Origin of the sequence: Streptomyces sp. NRRL F-6676 (assembly GCF_000725625.1) — a bacterium.
Classification (GTDB): Bacteria; Actinomycetota; Actinomycetes; order Streptomycetales; family Streptomycetaceae; genus Streptomyces.
Genome location: NZ_JOHS01000067.1, coordinates 1 through 23787, shown reverse-complemented (window position 1 = coordinate 23787; position 23787 = coordinate 1). Strand labels below are relative to the sequence as shown.

The window sequence follows — 23787 nt, the reverse complement described above, 5'->3', positions numbered from 1 at the left end:
ACGGCACAATGCTCGGGAACGTTCGGGATCGCCGCGGAAACCCACTGCGACAGCGGAACTCCGCAGCGAAACCGACATGTACCCGAGCACTATTTAAGGCAGGGGCGCTACGCGCGTAGATCGGCCCCTTTTCCAAGGAGAGTGCGCCATCGACGCGTCCAGCAGCCCTCCGCTCACCGCGCGGTCGACCGCGGTCGAGCTGGCCGGCATCACCAAGCGGTTCCCGGGGGTGGTGGCCAACCACGACATCCACCTCACCGTCCGCAAGGGCACCGTGCACGCCCTCGTCGGCGAGAACGGCGCCGGCAAGTCGACGCTGATGAAGATCCTCTACGGCATGCAGAAGCCGGACGAGGGCACCATCGCGGTCGACGGCGAGCAGGTGGCCTTCGGCAGCCCCGCCGACGCCATCGCGCGCGGCATCGGCATGGTCCACCAGCACTTCATGCTCGCGGACAACCTCACCGTCCTGGAGAACACCGTCCTGGGCAGCGAGAAGCTCCACGGCATCGGCGGCGGCGCCCGCCGGAAGATCAAGGAGATCTCCGACCGGTACGGGCTGGGCGTGCGCCCCGACGTCCTGGTGGAGAGCCTCGGCGTCGCCGACCGCCAGCGCGTGGAGATCCTCAAGGTGCTCTACCGCGGCGCCCGCACCCTGATCCTGGACGAGCCGACCGCCGTGCTCGTGCCGCAGGAGGTCGACGCGCTCTTCGCCAACCTGCGCGAACTGAAGTCCGAGGGCCTGTCCGTCATCTTCATCTCGCACAAGCTGGGCGAGGTCCTCTCCGTCGCCGACGAGATCACCGTCATCCGGCGCGGCACCACCGTCGGCACCGCCGTCCCCGCGAAGACCACCCCCCGCCAGCTCGCCGAGCTGATGGTCGGCAGCGAGCTGCCCACCCCCGAGACCGCCGAGTCCACGGTCACCGACCGCCCGGTGATCGAGGTCGCGGGCCTGACCGTCTACGCCGCCGGCGCCTCGCTCGGCGACGTCAACGAGGTGAGCGACACCGCCCCGGCCGCCAGCGGCGGCACCGGCGCCCTGCTCACCGGCACGCCCACCGGCGGCGACGTACGCCGGGTGCTGGACGACGTCACGTTCACGATCCACGCCGGCGAGGTCATGGGCATCGCCGGTGTCGAGGGCAACGGGCAGACCGAGCTGATCGACGCGCTGATCGGCACCAGGCACGCCGACTCCGGCACCCTCCGCTTCCTGGGCGAGGACATCACCCCCTGGCCCACCCGCAAACGCCGTGAGCGGGGCGTCGGCTACATCCCCGAGGACCGCCACCGCCAGGGCCTGCTCCTGGAGGCCCCGCTCTGGGAGAACCGCATCCTCGGCCACGTCACCGAGAAGCCCAACGCCAAGGGCTTCTGGCTGGACCCCAAGGGCGCCCAGGCCGACACCCGCCGGATCGTCGAGGAGTACGACGTCCGCACCCCCGGCATCGACGTCACCGCCGCCTCGCTGTCCGGCGGCAACCAGCAGAAGCTGATCGTCGGCCGCGAGATGAGCCACGCCCCCAAGTTCCTGATCGCCGCGCACCCCACCCGCGGCGTGGACGTCGGCGCGCAGGCGCAGATCTGGGACCGCATCCGCGAGGCCCGCCGCGAGGGCCTGGCCGTGCTGCTGATCTCCGCCGACCTCGACGAGCTGATCGGTCTGTCGGACACCCTGCGGGTGATCTACAACGGCCGGCTGGTCGCCGACGCCGACCCGGCCACCATCACCCCCGAGGAACTCGGCTCCGCCATGACCGGCGCCGCCGCCGGGCACCTGGAGCACGACGAATCAGGCGCCCCGAGCGGCGCCACCGAGGCCGCCCCGGAGGACGAGGCCCGATGAAGAAGTTCGACAAGGAGCGGGTGCTCCTGGCAGTGGCCGGACCGGTCATCGCGCTCGTCCTGGCGATCGCGCTGACCTCCGTCGTCCTGCTCGCCTCGGACCGCAACCCGTTCGAGCCGTACCGGCTGATGCTCCAGCAGGCGTCGTACTCCGACGTGCAGGTGCTGATCGTCAACCAGGCGTCGATGTACTACATCGCCGCGATCGCGGTCGCCCTCGGCTTCCGCATGAACCTGTTCAACATCGGCGTCGACGGCCAGTACCGCCTCGCCGTCGTGATGACCGCCGTGGTCGGCGCCCACGTGGCGCTGCCGAACTTCCTCCAGGTCCCGCTGCTGCTGCTGGTCGCGATGGGCACCGGCGCACTGTGGGCCGGCATCGCGGGGGCGCTGAAGGTGACCCGGGGCGTCAGCGAGGTCGTCGCGACGATCATGCTGAACTCCATCGCCACCGCCGTCATCGGCTACGTCACCCTCGCGCACGTCTGGGGCGTCCAGCTCGGCAACAACATGACGACCGGCGTGATGCGCAAGTCCGGCTGGATCCCGGGCATCGACCTCGGCGCGGACGTCGGCGAGATCTACGGCCTGGTCTTCCTCGCCATCCTGCTGGGCGTCGCCTACTGGCTCGTCCTCAACCGCACCCGGTTCGGCTTCGACCTGCGCGCCACCGGCGAGTCCGAGACCGCCGCCGCGGCCTCCGGCGTCAACGCCAAGCGGATGGTGTTCGTCTCCATGGTGATCTCCGGCGCGGTGGCGGGCCTGGCCGGGCTGCCGCTGCTGCTCGGCGACACCCACACCTACAGCCTCAGCTTCCCCGCCGGTCTCGGCTTCACCGCCATCGGCATCGCCCTGCTGGGCCGCAACAACCCCGGCGGCATCGCGCTCGCCGCGCTGCTGTGGGCCCTGCTGGACAAGGCCTCGCCCGCCCTCGACTACGCGACCCCGGTGGCGTACGAGAAGGAGATCGCGACGATCATGCAGGGCCTGATCGTCTTCGCCGTCGTCATCTCCTACGAGGCCGTACGGCAGTGGGGGCTGCGCCGCCAGCAGAAGCGGGTCGGCGCGGAACTCGCCGCGGCCGCTCTGAAGAACTCCGAGAAGAAGGAGGTGGCGGCCCGATGAGCACCGCGACCCTCACCAAGCCGCAGGCCAAGCGGCCCGGCCGGAGCGGCCGCCGGATGTCGCTCCCGGTGCTCCTGCTGGTCATCGCGGGCGTGCTGGTCCTCACCTCCGTCGTCCGGCTGATCACCGGCGCGAACGGCATCACCTCCACCGGACAGATGTCCACCGCGCTGCGGCTCGCCGTCCCGATCGGCCTGGCCGGCCTCGGCGGTCTGTGGGCCGAGCGCGCGGGCGTGGTCAACATCGGCCTCGAGGGCATGATGATCCTCGGCACCTGGTTCGGCGCCTGGGCCGGCTACCAGTGGGGCCCGTGGACCGGCATCGTCTTCGGCATCATCGGCGGCGTCCTCGGCGGCATCCTGCACGCGATCGCCACCGTCACCTTCAACGTGAACCACATCGTCTCCGGTGTGGCGATCAACATCCTGGCGCTCGGCACCACCCGCTATCTGTCGAAGTTCACCTTCGAGGGCGTCCCGCAGGGCTCCTCCAAGCAGTCCCCGCCGATCGACTCGCTGGGCACCTTCGACATCCCCGGCCTCTCCAGCGGCCTGGACACCCTCAACGGCAAGCACTGGTTCCTGGTCTCGGACCTGGCCGGCCTGATCGGCGGTCTGATCACCGACCTGTCGCCGCTCACCGTGATCGCCGTCGCGCTGGTGCCGCTGTCCTGGTGGGTGCTGTGGCGGACCTCCTTCGGGCTGCGGCTGCGCTCCTGCGGCGAGAACCCGGTGGCCGCCGAGTCCCTCGGCGTCAACGTCTACAAGTACAAGTACCTCGCCGTACTGATCTCCGGCGGCTTCGCCGGGCTCGGCGGCGCGTTCCTGTCGATCGTCGCGTCCAACGTGTACCTGGACGGCCAGACCGCCGGGCGCGGCTACATCGGCCTCGCGGCGATGATCTTCGGCAACTGGATGCCGGGCGGCCTCGCCCTCGGCGCGGGCCTGTTCGGCTACACCGACAGCCTCAATCTGCGCGGCGGCACGACCAACGTGCACGCGCTGATCCTGCTGCTGGCGATCCTGCTGGTGTTCGGGGCGGCGTACCTGGTGTGGAGGAAGCGGCACGTGCCGGCCGTGGTCACCGCCGTCGTCGCCGTCCTGATGTTCCTCTGGTACGTCTCCACGGACGACGTCCCGCGCCAGGTCGTCACCGCGACCCCGTACGTCGTCACGCTGCTCGTCCTCTCGCTCTCCGCGCAGCACCTGCGGATGCCGAAGGCGGACGGTCTGCCCTACCGCAAGGGGCAGGGCAAGTGACGACCACCCCCGGTCCCCAGCTGTCCGACGTCGACTGGGAGTCCCTGCGGGAGGCGGCGCGCGCGGCGATGTCGCGCGCCTACGCCCCCTACTCGGGCTACCCGGTCGGCGTCGCCGCCCTCGTCGACGACGGGCGCACGGTCACCGGCTGCAACGTGGAGAACGCCTCCTACGGGCTCGGGCTGTGCGCCGAGTGCGGGCTCGTCTCCGAGCTGCGCAACAGCGGGGGCGGGCGGCTGACGCACTTCGTGTGCGTGGACGGGCGGGGCGAGAGCCTGGTCCCGTGCGGCCGCTGCCGGCAGCTCCTGTACGAGTTCGGCGGGCCCGACATGCTCCTGGAGACCCCGGCGGGGATCCTGCCGCTGTCCGCGATGCTGCCGCAGGCGTTCGGCCCGGACCATCTGGCCGGCTGAGCCGGCCCGCCCCGTTCGTGCTCCCCGATCCCCCATGCTCCACCGGAAGGAAATCGAGACCCATGACGTCGTTGTCGATGGATGCCGTCTCCGTCATCCGCGCCAAGCGGGACGGCGGTGAGCTCAGCGCCGCGCAGATCGACTGGGTGATCGACGCGTACACCCGCGGCGAGGTCGCCGACTACCAGATGGCCGCCCTCAACATGGCGATCCTGCTCAACGGCATGGAGCGCCACGAGATCGCCCGCTGGACCGCCGCGATGATCGCCTCCGGCGAGCGCATGAACTTCTCCACGCTCTCCCGGCCCACCGCCGACAAGCACTCCACGGGCGGCGTCGGCGACAAGATCACGCTGCCGCTCGCCCCGCTGGTCGCCGCGTGCGGCGCGGCCGTGCCGCAGCTGTCCGGGCGCGGCCTCGGCCACACCGGCGGCACGCTCGACAAGCTGGAGTCGATCCCCGGCTGGCGCGCGCAGCTCTCCAACGAGGAGGTGCTGTCGGTGCTCGACGGCGTCGGCGCGGTGATCTGCGCGGCCGGCGACGGGCTCGCCCCCGCCGACAAGAAGCTGTACGCGCTGCGGGACGTGACCGGCACGGTCGAGTCGATCCCGCTGATCGCCTCCTCGATCATGTCGAAGAAGATCGCCGAGGGCACGGGTTCGCTGGTGCTCGACGTGAAGGTCGGCAGTGGTGCCTTCATGAAGACGGTGGAGGACGCGCGGGAGCTGGCCCGCACGATGGTGGGCCTGGGCACGGACCACGGCGTGAAGACGGTGGCCCTCCTCACCGACATGTCCACGCCGCTCGGGCTGACCGCCGGCAACGCGCTGGAGGTCCGCGAGTCGGTGGAGGTCCTCGCGGGCGGCGGCCCGGCGGACGTCGTCGAGCTGACGCTCGCCCTGGCCCGCGAGATGCTCGACGCGGCCGGACTGCCCGACGCCGACCCGGCCAAGGCACTGGCCGACGGCTCCGCGATGGACGTCTGGCGCCGCATGATCAGCGCGCAGGGCGGCGACCCGGACGCGGCGCTGCCGACGTCCCGGGAGCAGCACGTGGTGACGGCCGCGGCCTCGGGCGTCGTCGCCCGCCTCGACGCGTACGACATCGGCGTCGCCGCGTGGCGACTGGGCGCCGGCCGCGCCCGCAAGGAGGACCCGGTCCAGGCGGCCGCCGGCGTGGAACTCCACGCCAAGCCCGGCGACCGCGTGGAGCAGGGCCAGCCCCTCCTCACCCTCCACACGGACACCCCGGATCGCTTCGAGTACGCCCTCCAGGCCCTGGACGGCGCGTGCGACATCGCCGCGAAGGGCGCCGAGTTCAACCCGACCCCAGTGGTCCTGGAACGCATCGCCTGACGTGGCACTGTCCCGGCCCACGGCTCCCTGCGCCCCGTAAGGGGCGCGGGACCGTATCCGATCTGCGGCTCCGCCGCGGGGGCGCGAGCAGCCATCCGTGCCCCGTCAGGGGCGCGGGGAACTGCGCGAGAAGTCCCCACCCACCCGCACTCCCCGACGAACCCCACCCACCCGAGCTCTCCCGGGGTTGAAGGGGCGGAGCCCCGTCGGGGGCCCGGGGGCGGAGCCCCCGGGTGAAGGACGGGACGGGTAGGGGCGGCGGGGGCGAAAACAACCCCACCGCTCCCCCCACCCCACCGATGAGTTCCACAAGCTCCCACCGTCTACCGACCGTGGACGCCGAGACACCGCCCGTGCTGGTGCTGCCCCCGTTCGTCGGCCGGGACGACGTGGGGCGGCTGAGTCGTGACGTCCGGGCGCGGCTGGAGTCCGCCCCGGGCGGTGCCGTCGTCTGTGACGTCGGCCGGGTCGTCACCGGCGGCCTCGCCCTCGTCGACGTCCTCGCCCGCCTCCAGCTCGCCGCCCGCCGGGCCGGCGGACACCTCCGCGTCCGCGGCCCGTCCCCCGAGCTGCGCGCGCTACTCGGCCTTCTCGGGCTTCCTCTCGAGGTGGAGGGGGAGCCCGAACAGCGGGAACCACCGCTGGGTGTCGAGGAAGCAGTGGAACCCGGTGATCCGGCCGCCTGACGCCGCCGAGGACCCGGCACCGTCGGGCGCCGGCGAGATCTCCAGCGCCTGCACCGCCCACGCCGTGAACCCGCCCGTCTCCGGATCCGGCTTGTACTGGGCGAACCCGGGCAGCCCGTTGACCTCGACCGGCACCAGGTGCGAGCCCGCGCAGGCCGCGCCGAGCGTCGTCATGAAGCCGGTGATGTCCTCCGGGCCGCGCAGCCACAGGTCGAACGGCGGCATCGTCATGATGGCGTCCTCGGCCAGCAGGGCGGTCAGCGCCGTCATGTCGTAGCCCTCGAACGCGGCGACGTACCGTTCGAGGAGCTTGCGCTGCTCCTCGTCCAGCGGGTCGGAGACGGCGGCGTCGGCGCCCTCCCCCGGCGGGCGCTCGGCGAGGGTGGCGCGGGCCCGCTGGAGCGCGCTGTTCACCGACGCGACCGAGGTGCCGAGGAGCTCGGCGACCTCGCCGGCCCGCCAGGCGAGCACCTCGCGCAGGATCAGTACCGCCCGCTGTTTGGGCGGCAGTTGCTGGAGCGCGGCCATGAAGGCGAGCCGGACGGATTCCTTGGCCACGGCCGCCTCCGCCGGGTCGCCGGCGACCGGCAGGACGCGGGCGTCCGGGACCGGCTCCAGCCAGGTGTGGTCAGGGCGGGGGGCCAGGGCGGCCCGGGCGAGCGGGGTGGATTCCGTGAGGTCCATCGGGCGGGCCCTTTTGTTGCCGGCGTTCAGCATGTCCAGACAGACGTTGGTCGCGATGCGGTAGAGCCAGGAGCGGAGGCTGGAGCGGCCCTCGAAGCGGTCGTGGCTGCGCCAGGCGCGGACCATGGTGTCCTGGACCGCGTCCTCGGCCTCGAAGGAGGAGCCGAGCATGCGGTAGCAGTAGCCGGTGAGCTCGACGCGGTGGCGTTCGAGCCGGGCATCCAGAGGTTCCGGCGGTGGCTGTGCCGGGTCCTGTGCGATTGCCGTGCCGTCGTTCATGTCCACCCACCCCTGTGGCCGTGTGCGTGTACGGGCGCTGTGTCCCCCCGCACTTCGGAAGCTACCGGAGGGCACTGACAATCGCGCCCCGGATGGAGGAAGGGGCTGGTCGGGGGATTGATCGCCCCCGCCGCCCCTACCCTTCCCATCCCTTCAAGGGGCTCCGCCCCTTGGACCCCGGGGTGGGTTTTCGGCTGACCGCCGGTGGGGCTTCTCGCGCAGTTCCCCGCGCCCCTGCGGCAGAGCCGCAGATCAGCACAGCCCCGCGCCCCTTGCGGGGCGCGGCAGGGACCCCAGCCCGGTACCGCCCCCCTACTTCGTCGCCACCGTGACCTTGCCGTCGATCACGTCCTGCTTCGCCTGCTCCACGGCCGCGACCACGTCCTTCATTGCGCGGTACTTCGGGTTGGAGTCCGCGAAGCCGACGCCGCCGGACTTGAGGTCGCCGACGACGACGCCGCTCAGGGGCTTGCCCTCGTGGACGGACTTGACCAGGTCGTAGACCGCGCCGCCGACGTTCTTCAGCGCCGAGCCGAGGATGTGGTCCTTGTACTTGGCCAGGGCCGACTGCTTGTACTGGTCGGAGTCGACGCCGATCGCCCACGCCTTGTGGGTGGCGGCGGACTTGATCACGCCCTGCCCGGAGAGGCCGGCCGCGTGGTAGATGACGTCCGCGCCCGCGTCGAGCTGGCCGTCCGCCGCGCTCTGGCCCTTGTCGGGGCTGGAGAAGCCGCCCTCGGCCGCGGTCTCCGTCAGATACTGCGACTCGATTTTGATCTTCGGGTTGACGGACTTGGCGCCCTGGTCGAAGCCGGCTTCGAACGTGTGGATGAGCGGGATGTCGACGCCGCCGATGAAGCCGATGTGGTCCTTCTTGCTGGCCTTGGCCGCCGCGACACCGGCGAGGTAGGAGGACTGCTCGGCGCTGAAGACCAGGTCGACGACGTTCTTGGCCTTGATCGTCTCGTCGTCGATCATGCCGAAGGTGACCTTCGGGTACTTCGCGGCGACCTCCTTGACCGCGGGTGCGTAGGAGTAGCCGACGCCGATGATCGGGTTGTAGCCGGCCTTGGCGAGCGTGGTCAGGCGCTGGATCTTGTCGGCGTCGGACTCGCCGTCCTGCGGCTCGATGTCCCGCCCGCCGATCTTGAACTCCTTCTCCGCCTTGGCGAAACCGGCGTACGCGGCGTCGTTGAAGGACTGGTCGCCCTTGCCGCCGATGTCGTACGCGAGGCCGATGCCCTTGCCGGAGTAACCGCCCGACGCGCTCTTGTCCGAGCCGTCGTCGGAGTTGTTGGCCTCGCTGCTGGACTTTCCGCACCCGGCGGCGGCGAGAGCGACGACGGCGACGGCCACCGCGGCGCGGGAGAACCTGGTTCTGGGGGAGATCGAACGCACGACAAGCACCCTTCGTTCCCGGCACCCGTGGCCGGTCAGCTCCGTCGAACGCGCCGCTGCGGCAGCGATTCGGGCGCACAGTAACGCGCGTAGAAGTACGGGGGAACGGGATACCGCGCGGCCGTTACCGATTCGTGCCGCCGTTCGACGACACGGGCCCGGCCGGACCGTACGGGCCCGGCCGGACGGGATCGTCAGTGGTCCGGGTGCAGCAGCGCCGCCGCCGTGAACATCTCCACGCCGACGGTGATGGCCTGCTCGTCCGCGTCGAAGTCGCCCTGGTGCAGGTCGCGGACGGTGTGGTCGCCGGGGCGGCGCACACCGAGGCGGGCCATGGCGCCGGGCACGTGCTCCAGGTACCAGGAGAAGTCCTCGCCGCCGAGGCTCTGCGGGGTGTCCTCGACGGAGTCGTCGCCGCGCCGTGCGGTCATCGCGTCGCGCAGCAGTTCGGCGACGACGGGGTCGTTGACGACCGGCGGGACGCCCCGGATGTAGTTGATCTCGGACTTGGCGCGGTACATGTTCGCGATCTCGTCGACCGCGGCGTGCACGACGTCGGGCGCGATCCGCCAGGCGTCGAGGTCCAGGCACCGTACGGTCCCGGAGAGCTCGGCGTGCTGGGGGATGACGTTGGGCGCGTGGCCGGACTCGATGCGGCCCCAGGTGACGGAGAGCCCGCTGCGGGCGTCGACCCGGTTGCGCACCAGGGCGGGCACGTCGAGGGCGACGCGGGCGGCGGCGGTGACGAGGTCCGTGGTCTGGTGGGGGCGCGCGGTGTGGCCGCCGGGGCCGTCGAGGGCGATCTCGACGCGGTCGCAGGCGGAGGTGATGGCGCCGTAGCGCAGGCCGATGCGGCCGGCGTCGACCTTCGGGTCGCAGTGCACGGCGATGATGCGGCCGACGTCGTCGAGGGCGCCGGAGGCGATGACGTCGGAGGCGCCGCCGGGCAGCACCTCCTCGGCGGGCTGGAAGATCATCCGCACGCCGCGCGGCAGCCGGCCCTCTCGGTGCAGTTCGGCGAGGACGAGCGCGGTGCCGAGGACGACTGTGGTGTGCACGTCGTGACCACAGGCGTGGGCACGGTCCGGGACGGTGGAGCGGTAGGCGCAGTCGGCCTTGGTGTCCGGGATGGGCAGCGCGTCGATGTCGGCGCGCAGGGCGAGGATCGGGCCGTCGGCCCGGTCCCCCGTCTCACCGATGTCGCAGACGAGGCCGGTCCCGCCGTCGAGGACGCGTGGCGTGAGCCCCGCCTTCTCCAGCCGGGCCTTGATCGCGGCGGTCGTACGGAACTCCTGGTGGCCGAGTTCCGGGTGCATGTGCAGATCGCGGCGGAAGGCCACGAGCTCGGCGTGCAGGGCGGCGGGCAGTGCGCCGGGGAGCACAGCGTTCCCCGGGATGTCGGCCTCGGACTCTGGGGACATCACATGGTTCACCCTTTGAAGGGTAGGCCGATCGGGGGCACAACTAACCCGTGATCAACAAAAGTTCAGGCCGTTGGGCGAAAAAAACCCGGGCGAGCGCCGCATGACGACCTTCACGCCTGGGTAAACTGCCCGGACTTGTCGGCCGAGTCGGGCACGCCCCCGGGACGATGTGACCTCCACCACACTCCCACCCGTACCCTCCTCGTCCCCCTACCCCGCCACCACCGCCGACGTCCCCGGCAGCCGGTGGATGTCCCTCGCCGTGCTGGTGACGCCGGAGAGGAAGCCCTGGGCGCGGGGGGAGGCCTTGGTGGTGAGCCAGGTGGGGTCTATGTCGCAGACCGCGACGCGGACCTCCGTGCCGGCCAGGGCCAGCGGGAGGGTGTGGACGACCGTGGAGGGGAAGCTGAGGATCGTGCGGCCGACCGGGCCGCGGCGGGCGATGAGTTCCAGGGGGAGGTCGGGGCGGACGATCTCCAGGCCCGTCTCCACCGCCAGGCGGTGGAGTTTCTCCGTGCTCTCGCGGCGGTGGGCGAAGTAGCGGGTCGCGCCGTGGGTCTTGGCCAGGGTGCGGACCGCGTCCAGGTAGCGGTCGGCGTCGACCACGCCCGTCTCCACCAGCGAGGTGCCCACCATGTCCGCGCCCTTGGCGACGCGCGGGGGGCCGAAGCGGGAACGGGTCCAGGCGAAGTCGTTCGCCGCGACCGTGACGCCGTCGGGGATCTCCTCGATCGGCATGGAGGAGAAGATCTCGACCGTGCGCTCGGGCGTCGGGGTCAGCCGGCGGCGGGCCGAGGACGACACCGGAGCGAAGATCAGGTCCCGCGGGCCCGGGCGGCCGCCCTTGCGGTGCCAGCGCACCAGGCGTTCGCCCTGGGCCAGTTGGGTGACGAACTCCATCGTCGCCGTGCCGTCGTCCACCACGACCAGCTCGGCCGCCTTCGTCAGGGTCAGCAGCAGCTGGACGTAGCGGGAGAACGGGTCGCCCATGACCACCCGCCGCGCCCGGCGCAGCAGGGAGGTCAGTCCGCCCACCGTCTGGAAGGGGGCGAGGGTGCCGCCGCGCGCCTCCTCCCAGCGCACCTCGTGCCCCTCCTCCCGCGCCAGCTCGGCCATGCGGCGCAGCTGGCCGCGGGTCATGGGATCGACGGGGGACAGGACGACGAGGGTGAGGCCCGCGCCGGGCGGCCACTGCCCGTCCGGGGCGTGCGCGTGCGCCCACTCCAGGACGTTCAGCAGCTGCACCGGGCTCTCGACGAAGGCGAGAGTGCCGGGACCGGGGCCGGGTGATCCGGCGCGGGGGCTCATCGGCGTACGACCGTCCCGTCCCGTGTCAGACCGTGACCGGCTCGCCCGCAGCCGCGGCGATCTCCGCCTCCGCGACGACACCGGAGACACGGCGCAGCTTCTTCATCGGGCCGAGCTCGGAGTCGTAGACCTTCTTCACGCCGTCACCGAGGGAGGCCTCGATGGTGCGGATGTCGCGGACGAGGCGCTGGAGGCCCTGCGGCTCGACGGAGGCGGCCTGGTCGGAGCCCCACATGGCGCGGTCGAGGGTGATGTGCCGCTCGACGAACGCGGCGCCGAGCGCGACCGCGGCCAGCGTGGTCTGGAGGCCCGTCTCGTGGCCGGAGTAGCCGATCGGGACGTTCGGGTACTCCTGCTGGAGGGTGTTGATGACGCGGAGGTTCAGCTCCTCGGCCTGCGCCGGGTAGGTCGACGTGGCGTGGCACATGAGGATGTTGTCGCTGCCGAGGACCTCCACCGCGTGCCGGATCTGCTTCGGCGTGGACATGCCGGTGGAGAGGATGATCGTACGGCCGGTCGCCCGCAGCTCGCGCAGCAGCTCGTCGTCGGTCAGGGAGGCGGAGGCCACCTTGTGGGCGGGGACGTCGAACTTCTCCAGGAAGGCGACGGCCTCGGTGTCCCACGGGGAGGCGAACCAGTCGATCCCCTTCTCCTTGCAGTACGCGTCGATCTGGCGGTACTCGTCCTCGCCGAACTCGACGCGGTGGCGGTAGTCGATGTACGTCATCCGGCCCCAGGGGGTGTCGCGCTCGATGTCCCACTGGTCGCGCGGGGTGCAGATCTCGGGCGTGCGCTTCTGGAACTTGACCGCGTCGCAGCCGGCCTCGGCGGCCGCGTCGATCAGCTTGAAGGCGTTGTCGAGCTCGCCGTTGTGGTTGATGCCGATCTCGCCGGTGATGTAGACGGGGCGGCCGGGGCCGGCCTCGCGGGCACCGAGCTTGCGAATGCGGGAGTACGTGCTCATGGGGTTCTTCCCTTACTTGGTGAGGGGGGCGGGGGAATCGAGGGAGGGGCCGAGGATCCAGCCGGCGATCTCCCGGATCGCGCCGTCACCGCCGGAGACGGTGGTGACCGCGCGTGCGGCGCCGCGCACGACGTCGTGGGCGCTCGCGACCGCCACGGGCCAGCCCACGAGGGCGAAGCACGGGAGGTCGTTGACGTCGTTGCCGACGTAGAGCACGCGCTCGGGCGCGATGCCCTGCTCCTCGCACCACTGCTTCAGCGCGAGGTCCTTCCGGTCGACGCCGTGCAGCACCGGGAGCTTGAGCTTCCGGGCCCGGGCGGCGACGACCGGGTTCTGTTCCGTGGACAGGATCAGCAGCTTGAGGCCGCTGCGGCGCAGGGCCGCGATGCCGAGGCCGTCCCCGCGGTGCACGGAGACGAACTCCCGTCCGTCGGAGTCGATCAGCACCCTGTCGTCGGTCTGGGTGCCGTCGAAGTCGAGTACGACCGCGTCGATGTCGGCGGCGGTCGGCAGCGCGCCGGGCCTGTTCGCGTCGAAGAGCGGCGCGAGGGCGCGGGCGCGGGCCAGGTCGTGCGGGTCGTCGATCTCCAGGACCCGGGCCGGGTCGGTGCGCACCAGGTCGGTGCGGCCGAAGAAGCGGTGGCCGTGGGTGCGGAAGCCGGCCGCGTCCATCGCGTAGGCGGCGCCGGTCTCCAGCAGGTCCTGGGGGCGGTCCTGGCGGCGGGGGCGGTAGGACTTGTCGTGGTTGACGCCGTGGCCCCCGTCCGCGTCGGGGTCGCCGGGCCCGCCGTCCCGCCAGACGAAGCCGTGGAAGGGGGCGACGGTGACCGCCGTGTCGGCGCCCTTCTCGACGACCGCGCCCGCCACCCCGTCGATGTCCTCGCGGACCAGGAAGGGGCTGGTGCACTGCACGAGCAGGACGACGTCGACGGGCGCCCCGTGCAGGGCCTCGTGCGCGTCCATCGCGTGCCGTACGGCGGCCTCGGAGGTCGCCGTGTCGCCGGCGATCGCGGCGGGGCGCAGTACGACCTCGGCGCCGGCCTCGCGGGCGACGGCGGCGATCGCGTGGTCGTCGGTGGAGACGACGACGTCGGTCACCAGGCGGGTGGCGCGGCACTCGCGCACCGCGCGGGCCACCAGCGGCACCCCGCCGACCGGGGCGAGGTTCTTCGCGGGCACGCCCTTGGAGCCGCCGCGCGCGGGGATCACCGCGAGCACCCGGCGCATGGCGGTGCCCGCATCCGGACTGGTCATGGGTTCTGCTCCTCGGGAGGGAATCGGGACTGCTCGACGGACGGCCGGGGCGCTCACAGCTCCCCCATCCGGCGGATCACCGGGGCGACCCGCTGCACCCCGTGCCGGTAGGCGCCGCGCGCCGCGCGGCGCACGATCTCCCGGACCGGGCCCGGCTCGCGGTCGGCGGCGGGCGCGCCCGGCAGCGGGCTGCCGTCCGGGCCGAGGTGGTGGCGGGCGAGGATGCCGGGCAGATAGCCGGGCGCCGTCGCGGGCGTGTAGTACGGGGTCAGCGGCGGCAGCCCGCCGGGCTGGGCCAGCAGCTTCGCGATCCGCTCGCGGGCGGCGTCGAACGCGGTGTCGTAGGAGCCGTCGGCCGCCACCCCCTGCCGGGCGACCCAGTCCGCGTCGGGCCGCGGACGGTGCCCGGCGTCGAGCTGGTCCCAGGAGGCGAGGCAGCCGGAGCCGGTGAAGTGGTGGTTGCCGAGCACCTCGCGCACCCCGAGGTCGGTGAGGACCACGGTCGGGATGCGGCGGTGCAGCGACTCGAGCGCGGCCGTCGAGCTGACCGTGACCAGCAGGTCGGTGCGGTCCAGGACCTCCCCCATGTGCCCGTAGACCAGGCGGAGGTTGGACGGCAGGTCGGCCCGCTGGGCGAGCTTCTGGTAGGGCAGTTCCTCGATGTGCGTGGTGTGCTCGCCCGGCTTGGAGCGCAGCTTGAGCAGCACCTCGCGCTCGGGGTGCTGCCGGGCGTGCCGCACCAGGCGGTCGAGCAGGTACACGCGCTCCTTGCGGCCGGCGGGCACGGAGGGCTGGGCGGCGAACACGACGGTGTAGGGGTCGTGTTCGCCGGTGTAGGCCGCGCCGCCGAGGAACGGCAGCGCCACCTCCGTGACCGAGGAGGCGTCCGCGCCGACCCCCTCGTACACGGCGGCGAAACGCTCCGCGTCCTGACGGGAGTTGGCGAGGACGAGGTCCGCGCCGTGCCGCAGCAGCAGGCCGTCGGCGAGCTTCTCGTAGACGACGCCGACGTAGCCGGTGACGACCACGGGGCGGTGGGCGCGGCCCTCCCAGACCCGCTTGAGGCCGTGCAGCATCGCCTGCACGCCGCCGCCGACGAGGGCGAGCACGACGACGTCGTACTCCTTCTCCGCCATGGTGCGCAGGAACTCCACGGCGGTGACCTCGCGCAGCGAGTCGGCGTGGACGCCGACCTCGGCCAGCTGGCGCGGCGTGGGCGTGGCCCGGCCGCGCAGCAGGAAGCCGTCGAGCGCGGGGCCGGCCGCCGCCGTCCCGGCTTGCGCCGCCTCGCGCGGCCCGGCTTCCATGGAGGCGCCCGGCGCGATCCGCGCGGCGGTCAGCGCACCCCATTTCCAGCGGGTGTCGGAGTCCGCCAGGACGGCGATGCGCGTGGGCTTCGGTGTACTTGCTGGCACGTCGACGACGCTAGGAAGCGATTCCGATGCACGGCCCAACCAGGAATCAACGAGAAGTTAACAACACACCACCGGAAACCGAACCGGCCCCTGGAATTCCCCGACGCACACGCGGTGCACCGTTCCGACACATGGAGTTCACGCCCCGTACGCCCACCGGAAAGTTCCGCAGCCGGGGCGCCTCCTAGCGTTTCGCGGGTGCCCAAGCTCTCCGTGATCGTGCCGTTCTACAACGTCCAGCAATACGCGCCGGACACGCTCAGAAGTCTGCGGCTCAATTCCCGCAAGGACTTCGAGTTCGTGCTGGTGGACGACCATTCCAGGGACGAGACGCCCGCCCTGCTCGAACGCGCCGCCGAGGAACTCTCCGGCGTCGCCCGGGTGCGGTACGTCCGCCACGAGGAGAACGGAGGACTCGCCACCGCGCGCAACACCGGTCTGGACGCGGCGGGCGGCGAGTATCTGACGTTCCTCGACGGCGACGACTGGCTCGCCCCCGGCTACCTCGCGCAGCTGCTCGCCGCGATCGAGGACCTGGGCTGCGACTTCGTCCGCACCGACCATGTGCAGGCCACCGCCCGCGCCCGCACCGTGCACCGGGTGCCGGTCGGCCGGCGGGGCGAGGTGCTGAACCCGCGCGAGTCGATCCTGCCCGCCGAGCGCGGCACCTCCGTGGACTACGCCTACGCCTGGGCCGGGATCTACCACCGGCGGCTGGTCGACCGTGGTCTGCTGCACTTCACGGACGGGCTGCGCACGGCCGAGGACCGGCCGTGGATCTGGAAGCTGCACCGCGAGGCGGAGTCGTTCGCCGTGGTCGGGCTGCTCGGCGTGTTCTACCGGCGCGGGGTCGCCTCCTCCCTCACCCAGATCGGTGACGTCCGTCAACTCGACTTCATCCGCGCCTTCGATCAGGTGATCGAGGAGACGGCGCGGGACGCGGACGCCGCACGGCTGCTGCCGAAGGCGGTCCGCACGTACTGCGCGATCATCGCCCACCACCTCGCCGACGAGGGCAAGTTCGAACCCGCCGTGGCCAGACAGCTGCGGGCGATGAGCGCGGCCGCGATCCGGCGCATGCCGCAGGACGCGCTCGGCGACGTACTCGACACCATGGATCTGCACCGCGCGGCGAAGCTGCGGCGGCTGCGACGCCGGATCACCACAGCGAAGGCGGCCGCGTGATGCCCCGTAACCACCACGAGCAGCGCCCCGGGGCCACCCGCCCCCGGACCACGCAGATCTTCTGCGCCTCCACCCTCTACGGCGCCGCCACCCTGGCCGCCGCCCTCGAATCCGGCCTGTTCGCCGAGGCGGACCGGCGGCTGCTGCTGGTCTGCAACAACTCCACCACCCCGGAGACCACCCCCGCCCTGGACGAGATGCCGGGCTTCGCCCCGCTGCGCGCGCACTTCGACGGCGTGCTGTCCTGGAACGAGGCGATCCGCCCCTTCCACCCAGGCGCCTGGACGCCGCGCCCCGACGACGTCCCCCTGTTCGAGCGGTATCTGCGACTGCTGTGGGGGCTCGGCGAGGACCGGGTGGAGCTGGCCCTGGAGTCGCTTCAGGTCGCGCCCGCGCTCTCGATCGCCACCCTGTTCACGGACGCGCCGGTCGACGTCTACGCCGACGGACTGATGAGCTACGGCCCCACGCGCAACAAGCTGGACCCGCTGGTCGGCACCCGGGTCCGCCGGCTGCTCCACCTGGACCTCGTGCCGGGGCTGACGCCGCTGCTGCTCACCGAGTTCGACGTCCCGGCGCATCTGGTGCCGACGCCGGCCTTCCTGAAGGTCCTCGGCGAGCTCGGTTCGGCCGTGCCGGAGCCGCCGGAGCTGCCCGAGGGGGCGGCGCTGCTGCTCGGCCAGTACCTGTCCGCGCTCGGCATCCTCTCCCCCGAGGAGGAGGAGCGGCTGCATGTGTCGATGGCGCGCGGGGCGGTCGAACGCGGCCACCGCGCCCTCGTCTTCAAGCCGCACCCGACCGCACCGGCCCGCTACAGCCGGGTCCTGGAGGCGGAGGCGGAGAAGCTGGGCGTGGAGCTGACCGTCCTGGACACGCCGGTCCTCGCCGAGGTGCTGTTCGAACGGGCCCGGCCCGCGCTGGTCGTCGGCTGCTTCTCGACCGCGCTGTTCACCGCGTCCGCGTTCTACGACCTGCCGGTCGCCCGGGTCGGCACCGAGCTGCTGCTGGAGCGGCTGACGCCGTACCAGAACAGCAACCGGGTCCCGGTGGTGCTGGCCGACGCGCTGCTGCCGGACCTGGAGGGACGGCCCGGCGAGGAGCCGGTGCCGGCGGACCGGCTGACCGAGCTGGTCACCGCGGTCGGCTTCGTCATGCAGCCCCAGCTGCACCGCTCCCTGCGCCCGGCCGCGACCCGCTACCTCTCCGCCCACCTCGCCCCCCGCACCCGCCGCTACTTCCGCAAGAAGCGCCTCACCTCGCTCGGCCTGCCCGGCGGCATCCCCGAGCGCCTGGCCTTCCTGCCGAACAACGCGACGGCGCGACGGGTGGTGCGGCGGGCACGGGCGATGCGGAAGGCGGTGCGCCGGGCGAAATCGGGCGGCGGCGGCGCCAAACGGCGCTGACACCACCCGCGGCACCGGCCACGGCACCACCAGCGGCACCGGCCGCACATGGAATGTTCACCCCTGGTTTCCCCGGCGTTCGACACCCGGGGAAACAGGCTCATATTTCATGCGCAGAAGGAGATGTTCCCGACTTTTTTCCGGCCGCACCCGCACGGGGCCTGCCGCGTCCGGGCCTCTTCTTCCTTTCTTCCCGAGATTCCCGAGTATGCGGAGCGGACTGATACTTCCATGCGTATCGCTGTGTTTGTCGAGAACCGCAATGGCGTCCATCTCGCCTCGCGGATCATGCGGGCCTCTCAGGCCGGGGACCACTCGTTCCACCTGGTCACGGCCGACCGGGACGGCAATGTCGCCGGCTGGATCGAGGAGGAGACGGCGGCCCGGCTCGACGGCCTCGCGGTGCGCAACCTGTTCACGGTGGACGAGGCACTGAGCGAGGCGGAGTTCCTCGAGGAACTCGGCGCCCGGCTGCGTCTGTTCACCGAACAGGAGGGCATCGACCGGCTGGTGCTGTTCAACGACCAGTCGCAGCGCGGACGCCGGGTGGCCGGGGCGCTGGGCGCCTCGCTGCCGCTGGTCCTGGTGCAGGACGGGCATCTGGACTTCCACTTCAAGGAGACCGGGCCCGGGCTGCACGACCAGAACTGGTACTACGGTTCCTCCTCGGTCGCGGCCGTCTGCGTCTGGGGGCCCGCCACCGCGCAGCACCTGATGTTCCGCTCCGCCGACTCCGCCGTCCCGGTCCACATCACCGGCGGCCTCGGCCACAGCGACGACCCCGCCCTGCTGCGCGCCGCCCGCTCCACCACACACCGGCACGGCAAGGAAGCTGGCGCACCGCTGCGCATCGTCGTCCTGGACCAGCCTCTGTCCGACCAGCGCAAGCTCTCCCGCGCGGACCACCGTGAGCAACTCGCCGACCTGTGCGCGGCACTGGCCCAGTTCGGCGAGGTCGAGATCAAGCCGCACCCCTCGACGCTCGACGGCCACCTCGGCTGGCTGCGCACCCTGCCCGACGTGACGGTCCTGGACGAGAAGGCGCTGCTGGACGCGGAGGCGCTCGACGGTTACGACCTCGCGGTCACCTTCTTCTCGACGACGTATCTCCAGACCCTGCGGGCGGGCACCCCGCTGATCCTGTTCAGCCCGCCACCGCTCAACATCGTCTTCCCCACGGTCAACCACCCGCTGCTGCGCAACGTGGGCAGCGTCGGGGAACTCGCCGACGTCACCGCCGACCTGCGGCGCTCGGGCAAGTTCGCGGCCAATGTGCACGGCGAGCCGGTCGAGCACTTCCTCGCCTTCCACGAGGACGTGGCCGAGCGCGTGCTGCGCGTCGTCCAGGAGGCCGGCGTCCCCGGGGAGCGGCGGGCCCGGCAGGCGTCGGCGCCGCGGGAGGAGCCGGGCGGGGAGCTCTCGCGGGCGGACCGGGCGCTCCAGGCGATCCAGCGGCAGGTGGAGCGGCCGCGTTCGCTGGCGGTCCTCGGTCTCGGTTTCTCGTACGTCACCGGTGTGGCGATCCCCGTGCTCACGTACACCCAGGCGCTCCTCTCGCAGAGCCCGGTGGACGTCCGCTACTTCGACCTCGGCGCCTACACCCGCTCCACGGACGTCCTCGCCGACCTCGGGGACGCCGAGGTCGTACTGGTCAACAGCCTCGCCCCGTTCTGGCGTTCGCCGCTGGCCAACGAACTGGTCCAGGCGCTGCTCGACACCGGCAGGGCGGTGGCGCTGTACGCGCACGAGACCGAGTACGTCATGAACTTCGAGGGCGGGGAACACACGCTGCGGCACCAGGAGATGCTGTCCCTGCTGCCGCGGCTGAAGGTCCTGTGCGTCTCCACCGCCCAGGCGGACATGTTCCGTCAACTGGGCGTGGGCGAACCGGTCGTGGTCTACAACACGGTCCCTCGTGACACCCACCGCCCCCTCGCGCGGCGGGTCCCGGACGGCGCGCCGCGCATCGTGATGGTCGGCTCCATGCAGGACCGCAAGGGGCTCGACCTCTTCTCGCGCGTCGCCGAGCTGGCGCACACCCAGGGGCTGCCGTGGCGGTTCGCCTGGATCGGCCACAGGACGTGGCGGATCAAGAGCACGACGCTGCTGTCGGACCGCGTGGAGTGGATGGGCGCGCTCTCCCGCGACCGGGTGCGGGACGAACTCGCCGCCTCCGACGTCTTCTTCCTCTCCAGCGTGGACGACCCGATGCCGCTCTCGGTGGTCGAGGCGGTGCAGCAGCGGCTGCGCACGGTCACCTATCACCGGGTGGGCTCCCGGGAGGTCCTGGAGGGCGTCCCCGGCTACCGGTCCTTCGCCGAGTACACCCCGCAGGCGGCGCTGGAGGCGCTGCGCCGGGCCCTGGACGAAGAGGTGTCGGAGAAGGACTACCGCGACGTCGAGGAACTGTTCGACATCCCCGCGTTCACCGCCCGGATGACGACGGCACTCGGGCTCCCCGGCCCGGACGACCGGACGCCGCGGGACACGGCCGTCACCAACGGGAACGACGAGGAGTACGAAGAGGGGGAGACGGGTGGGCCGGACGAATTCCCGGCGGCCGACGGCGGCTCCTCCCCCGCACGCTTCTCCGCGGTGCTCTCCCGCAACGGCAAGTTCCTCGCGGAGGACTTCACCCGGCACTTCGAGGCGGGCAGGTTCGACGACGCGCTGCGGGTGGGCACCGAGATACTGCGCCGCAGGCAGCCGGTCGACGTCCTCATCGGCATGGCCGAGATACGGGCGCGCCGCGACGACGTCAAGGCGGCCTGCCGACTGCTCTCGGCGGCCGGGATCGCGGGCGGCGACCGGGCCAGGGTCTGGACGGAGATCGCGCGCGTCGCGGCGCTGATGGGCCCGCGCGGCCGCTCCATCAGGCAGCTCGCCCGCAAGGAGGCGGTCCGCCTCCAGCTCGGCAACCGCTCGGCCCGGCTCCTGAAATCCGAGTGACGGCCGCCGGCCCGCCACCGCCAGGGGGACCCTCGTGGCCGGGACGGTCGTGGCCGGGACGGTCGTGCGCACGGCGCCGCGGCCGCCCGGCGCGCCCGCCGTGACCGCGGCGCCGGACCGGCGGGCCGCGCCGCGGCGGGAGGGGCGGCCGCGCTCCCCGGCCGGGTTCCGCCTGGCCGCCGCGCCGATGGTGGCCGTGTACCACTACGCCGGGCGCGGCGGGGAGGTCAGCCGGCCCGGGGCAGCTCCCCCAGGGAGCGGTTCCCGAGGCCGCGCTCCTACGCCGCCTCCGGTACGGGACCGGAGGCCCGGCATCGCGTCACGCGATGCCGTACCGCGCCCCCACCCCCGCCACCAGCAGCGCGAGACCCTCCTCGAAGTGGTGGTCGTAGTCCGCGAAGATCTCACGGCCGGCCGCCGCCGTCAGGGGGTACGCGGCGAGCATGCGGGCGCGTTCCTCGATGTCGTAGCCCTCGCGGCGTTCGCCGGGGACGGGCTGGACGCCCTGTTCCTCGGTGACGTAGCCGATGGTGAACAGATACGCCGTCTGGGTCGCCCGTACCGCCTGGGCGAGGGTGAAGCCGGCCTCGGTGAAGAGGCGCAGGGTGTCCTCCATCTGCTCGCCGTGCACGCCGCCGGTGAAGCGCGAGCCGCTGAAGACGCGGGCGCCGTCGCGATAGCCGAGCAGGGCGGCGCGCAGGCCGAGGTTGGCCTTCAGCAGCCGCTCCCGCCAGGTGTCGGCGGGGTCCAGCCGGGTGCTCGCGACCATGCGGCGGAACATCTCCGTCGCCATCTCGTCCAGCAGGGCCTGCTTGTCCTTGAAGTGCCAGTACAGTGCGGGCGCCTTGACGTCCAGTTCGCGGGCGATGGCGCGCACGGTCATGCCCTCCAGGCCCACCTCGTTCAGCAGCCGCAGCGCGGTCTCGGCGACCCGCGCGCGGTCCAGGGGCACGCGCCGTTCGCCGCGTGCGGTGCTTTCCGTCCGTTCCGTGCTCACATCCGACGACTTTACAGCGCCCACTTGACACTTAACAACGTTAAAGGCATGCTCGAACCTGAAGCGTATTTAACATCGTTAAGGAGAATGACACGATGACTCCTGCCGCCGTGACAACGGACGTGCTCATCGTCGGCGCGGGCCCCACCGGCCTGGCACTCGGGATCGACCTGGCCCGGCGCGGCGTGGACGCGCTGGTCGTGGAGCGAGAGGACACCCTTTTCCCCGGCTCGCGCGGCAAGGGGATCCAGCCGCGCACGATGGAGGTCTTCCACGACCTCGGCATCGTGGACGCGATCACCGCGGTCGCCGGTCACTACCCCGCCGTGCTGAGGTGGCGCGACGGACAGCGGCTGGGCGAGGATCAGCTGCTCGACCCGCTCGAGCCGAGCGAGAGCATGCCGTACAACCGGCCGTGGATGGTGCCGCAGTGGCGCACCCAGGAGATCCTGCACGCGCGGCTGCTGGAGCTCGGCGGCACGGTCGCCTTCGGCCGGCAGGTCACCGGGCTCACGCAGGACGACGACGGGGTCACGGTCGCCTTCGCCGACGGCGGCACGGTGCGCGCCCAGTACGCCGTCGCCGCGGACGGTGGCCGCTCGACGGTACGGCGGACCCTGGGCATCGGCATGACGGGCGAGCAGGTGGACCCGTACCCGAACATGGTCGCCGACGTCCGGCTCACCGGACTCGACCGCGACAACTGGCACATGTTCCCGCCCGCGGAGAAGGACGACCCGGAGCTGATCGCCATCTGCCCGCTCGCGGGCACCGAGGACTTCCAGATCATGGCCCGCTTCGCGGAAGGCGTCACCCCGGACCTCTCCCTGGAGGGCGTCCGCAAGGTCGTCGCCGCCCGCACCCACCTGGCCGCCGAGGACGTCACCGAGCTCCGCTGGGCCTCGGCCTTCCGGCCGCGCACGGGGCTGGCGGAAAGCTTCCGGGACGGGCGGGTCTTCCTCGCCGGGGACGCGGCCCATGCGCACTCCCCGGCCGGCGGCCAGGGCCTGAACACCAGCGTCCAGGACGCCTACAACCTGGGCTGGAAGCTGGGCGCGGTACTGCGCGAGTCGGCGCCGAAGGCGCTGCTGGACACCTACGAGGAGGAGCGGCGGGCCATCGCGGCCGGCATGCTCAGCCTGTCCACGAGCGTGCACCGCGGCGAGACCCGCCGGGGCACGGACACCACTCAGCTCCACCTGCACTACCGGGAGTCGTCGCTGTCGGTGGAGACCCGGGAGAACCTCCCGGAGGACGCCCTGCGGGCGGGCGACCGCGCCCCCGACGCGACGGTCGACGGGAAGCGCCTCTTCGACGTGTTCCAGGGGCCGCAGTGGACCCCGCTGGCGGTGGGGGTCGACGCGGACGTCCCCGGCACCGTCCGCATCTCCCCGCACGGCGCCTACACCACCGGCCTCTACCTCGTCCGGCCCGACGGGTACGTGGGCTGGGCGGGCGACGGGACGTCGAGGGACGCCGTGTGGGAGTACGCGCGGAAGGTCCGGCGCCTGCCGGTGTGAGAGGGCCGGGAGGGGGGCGCCGCGCGGCCGGCGTCAGAACACGTCGCTCGGCACGTAGGTCCCCCACACCTCGCGGAGCGCGTTGCACACCTCGCCGACCGTGGCGCGGGCGCGCAGCGCCTCCTTCATGGGGTACAGGACGTTGTCGTCGCCCTCGGCCGCCTTCTTCAGGGCCGCCAGGGCGGCATCGACCGCCGGCTGGTCGCGCTCGGCGCGGAGTTCCGCCAGGCGTTCGGCCTGGCGGGCCTCGATGGCGGGGTCGACGCGGAGGGGTTCGTAGGGTTCCTCCTCGTCGAGCTGGAAGCGGTTGACGCCGACGAC

General features: G+C 72.2%; 19 protein-coding genes. 10 read left to right on the top strand and 9 right to left on the bottom strand.

Annotation, left to right across the window (positions count from 1 at the left end):
- Positions 1-148: 148 nt before the first annotated feature.
- The 6 genes from IO29_RS28145 (at position 149) to IO29_RS37115 (ending at position 6686) form a co-directional block, all read left to right on the top strand.
- Positions 149-1849: an ABC transporter ATP-binding protein gene (locus IO29_RS28145; RefSeq protein ID WP_051707962.1), complete on the top strand. Its 1701-nt coding sequence runs from the start codon at positions 149-151 to the stop codon at positions 1847-1849.
- Positions 1846-2973 carry an ABC transporter permease gene (locus IO29_RS28140; RefSeq protein ID WP_030382635.1) on the top strand — a complete coding sequence of 376 codons (1128 nt, stop codon included), beginning with the start codon at positions 1846-1848 and terminating at the stop codon, positions 2971-2973. Before IO29_RS28145 ends, IO29_RS28140 begins: the two co-directional genes overlap by 4 nt.
- Complete coding sequence (locus IO29_RS28135; protein WP_030382634.1) at positions 2970-4232, top strand: ABC transporter permease; 1263 nt, start codon at positions 2970-2972, stop codon at positions 4230-4232. The genes IO29_RS28140 and IO29_RS28135 overlap by 4 nt, the downstream gene beginning before the upstream one ends.
- Before the next feature lie 20 nt (positions 4233-4252).
- A complete protein-coding gene (locus tag IO29_RS28130) occupies positions 4253-4645 on the top strand; it encodes a cytidine deaminase (RefSeq protein WP_030382633.1) in 393 nt (130 codons plus the stop codon).
- 71 nt (positions 4646-4716) lie between these two features.
- Positions 4717-6000 carry a thymidine phosphorylase gene (locus IO29_RS28125; protein WP_030382632.1) on the top strand — a complete coding sequence of 428 codons (1284 nt, stop codon included), beginning with the start codon at positions 4717-4719 and terminating at the stop codon, positions 5998-6000.
- Between the two features lie 299 nt (positions 6001-6299).
- A complete protein-coding gene (locus IO29_RS37115; RefSeq protein WP_078618510.1) occupies positions 6300-6686 on the top strand; it encodes an STAS domain-containing protein in 387 nt (128 codons plus the stop codon).
- Here the strand turns inward: IO29_RS37115 and IO29_RS28115 are convergent.
- The 7 genes from IO29_RS28115 to IO29_RS28085 form a co-directional block, all read right to left on the bottom strand.
- A complete protein-coding gene (locus IO29_RS28115; RefSeq protein WP_030382630.1) occupies positions 6579-7649 on the bottom strand; it encodes a sigma-70 family RNA polymerase sigma factor in 1071 nt (356 codons plus the stop codon). The two genes, IO29_RS37115 and IO29_RS28115, sit on opposite strands and share 108 nt — an antisense overlap.
- 312 nt (positions 7650-7961) lie before the next feature.
- Positions 7962-9038 carry a BMP family lipoprotein gene (locus tag IO29_RS28110; protein WP_033226660.1) on the bottom strand — a complete coding sequence of 359 codons (1077 nt, stop codon included), beginning with the start codon at positions 9036-9038 and terminating at the stop codon, positions 7962-7964.
- 203 nt (positions 9039-9241) lie between these two features.
- A complete protein-coding gene (locus tag IO29_RS28105) occupies positions 9242-10468 on the bottom strand; it encodes an amidohydrolase (RefSeq protein ID WP_030382628.1) in 1227 nt (408 codons plus the stop codon).
- 213 nt (positions 10469-10681) lie between these two features.
- Positions 10682-11779, bottom strand: a complete 1098-nt coding sequence (locus IO29_RS28100; protein ID WP_030382627.1) for a hypothetical protein — start codon at positions 11777-11779, stop codon at positions 10682-10684.
- A gap of 25 nt (positions 11780-11804) precedes the next feature.
- Positions 11805-12743 carry an N-acetylneuraminate synthase family protein gene (locus IO29_RS28095; RefSeq protein ID WP_030382626.1) on the bottom strand — a complete coding sequence of 313 codons (939 nt, stop codon included), beginning with the start codon at positions 12741-12743 and terminating at the stop codon, positions 11805-11807.
- A 12-nt stretch (positions 12744-12755) separates the two neighbouring features.
- Complete coding sequence (locus IO29_RS28090) at positions 12756-13997, bottom strand: N-acylneuraminate cytidylyltransferase (protein WP_030382625.1); 1242 nt, start codon at positions 13995-13997, stop codon at positions 12756-12758.
- A 53-nt stretch (positions 13998-14050) separates the two neighbouring features.
- On the bottom strand, positions 14051-15412 hold the full coding sequence (locus IO29_RS28085; RefSeq protein WP_030382624.1) for a DUF6716 putative glycosyltransferase: 1362 nt from the start codon (positions 15410-15412) through the stop codon (positions 14051-14053).
- A gap of 198 nt (positions 15413-15610) precedes the next feature.
- Here IO29_RS28085 and IO29_RS28080 point away from each other — a divergent pair, with 198 nt between their 5' ends.
- The 3 genes from IO29_RS28080 (at position 15611) to IO29_RS28070 (ending at position 20949) form a co-directional block, all read left to right on the top strand.
- Positions 15611-16597 carry a glycosyltransferase family 2 protein gene (locus tag IO29_RS28080; protein WP_030382623.1) on the top strand — a complete coding sequence of 329 codons (987 nt, stop codon included), beginning with the start codon at positions 15611-15613 and terminating at the stop codon, positions 16595-16597.
- Complete coding sequence (locus IO29_RS28075) at positions 16597-18000, top strand: alpha-2,8-polysialyltransferase family protein (RefSeq protein ID WP_051707961.1); 1404 nt, start codon at positions 16597-16599, stop codon at positions 17998-18000. Before IO29_RS28080 ends, IO29_RS28075 begins: the two co-directional genes overlap by 1 nt.
- 231 nt (positions 18001-18231) lie before the next feature.
- Entirely contained in the window at positions 18232-20949 is a 2718-nt protein-coding gene (locus IO29_RS28070; protein ID WP_158709381.1) for a glycosyltransferase family 4 protein, read from the top strand.
- Between the two features lie 319 nt (positions 20950-21268).
- Here IO29_RS28070 and IO29_RS28065 read toward each other — a convergent pair whose 3' ends face one another.
- Positions 21269-21946, bottom strand: coding sequence for a TetR/AcrR family transcriptional regulator C-terminal domain-containing protein (locus IO29_RS28065; RefSeq protein WP_051707960.1), 678 nt, complete (start codon positions 21944-21946; stop codon positions 21269-21271).
- A gap of 95 nt (positions 21947-22041) precedes the next feature.
- Here IO29_RS28065 and IO29_RS28060 point away from each other — a divergent pair, with 95 nt between their 5' ends.
- Positions 22042-23466, top strand: a complete 1425-nt coding sequence (locus IO29_RS28060) for an FAD-dependent monooxygenase (RefSeq protein ID WP_030382619.1) — start codon at positions 22042-22044, stop codon at positions 23464-23466.
- Between the two features lie 33 nt (positions 23467-23499).
- Here IO29_RS28060 and IO29_RS28055 read toward each other — a convergent pair.
- On the bottom strand, positions 23500-23787 hold a 288-nt coding region (locus IO29_RS28055), incomplete at its 5' end, for a methylmalonyl-CoA mutase family protein (RefSeq protein ID WP_030382618.1).

Excerpts from the sequence above, each read along its gene's own strand:
- IO29_RS28115 (WP_030382630.1), bottom strand. The coding sequence starts at position 7,649 with ATGAACGACGGCACGGCAATCGCACAGGACCCGGCACAGCCACCGCCG.
- IO29_RS28060 (WP_030382619.1), top strand. The coding sequence starts at position 22,042 with ATGACTCCTGCCGCCGTGACAACGGACGTGCTCATCGTCGGCGCGGGC.
- IO29_RS28105 (WP_030382628.1), bottom strand. The coding sequence starts at position 10,468 with ATGTCCCCAGAGTCCGAGGCCGACATCCCGGGGAACGCTGTGCTCCCC.
- IO29_RS28140 (WP_030382635.1), top strand. The coding sequence starts at position 1,846 with ATGAAGAAGTTCGACAAGGAGCGGGTGCTCCTGGCAGTGGCCGGACCG.
- IO29_RS37115 (WP_078618510.1), top strand. The coding sequence starts at position 6,300 with ATGAGTTCCACAAGCTCCCACCGTCTACCGACCGTGGACGCCGAGACA.
- IO29_RS28075 (WP_051707961.1), top strand. The coding sequence starts at position 16,597 with ATGCCCCGTAACCACCACGAGCAGCGCCCCGGGGCCACCCGCCCCCGG.
- IO29_RS28070 (WP_158709381.1), top strand. The coding sequence starts at position 18,232 with ATGCGTATCGCTGTGTTTGTCGAGAACCGCAATGGCGTCCATCTCGCC.
- IO29_RS28090 (WP_030382625.1), bottom strand. The coding sequence starts at position 13,997 with ATGACCAGTCCGGATGCGGGCACCGCCATGCGCCGGGTGCTCGCGGTG.
- IO29_RS28100 (WP_030382627.1), bottom strand. The coding sequence starts at position 11,779 with ATGAGCCCCCGCGCCGGATCACCCGGCCCCGGTCCCGGCACTCTCGCC.
- IO29_RS28095 (WP_030382626.1), bottom strand. The coding sequence starts at position 12,743 with ATGAGCACGTACTCCCGCATTCGCAAGCTCGGTGCCCGCGAGGCCGGC.
- IO29_RS28135 (WP_030382634.1), top strand. The coding sequence starts at position 2,970 with ATGAGCACCGCGACCCTCACCAAGCCGCAGGCCAAGCGGCCCGGCCGG.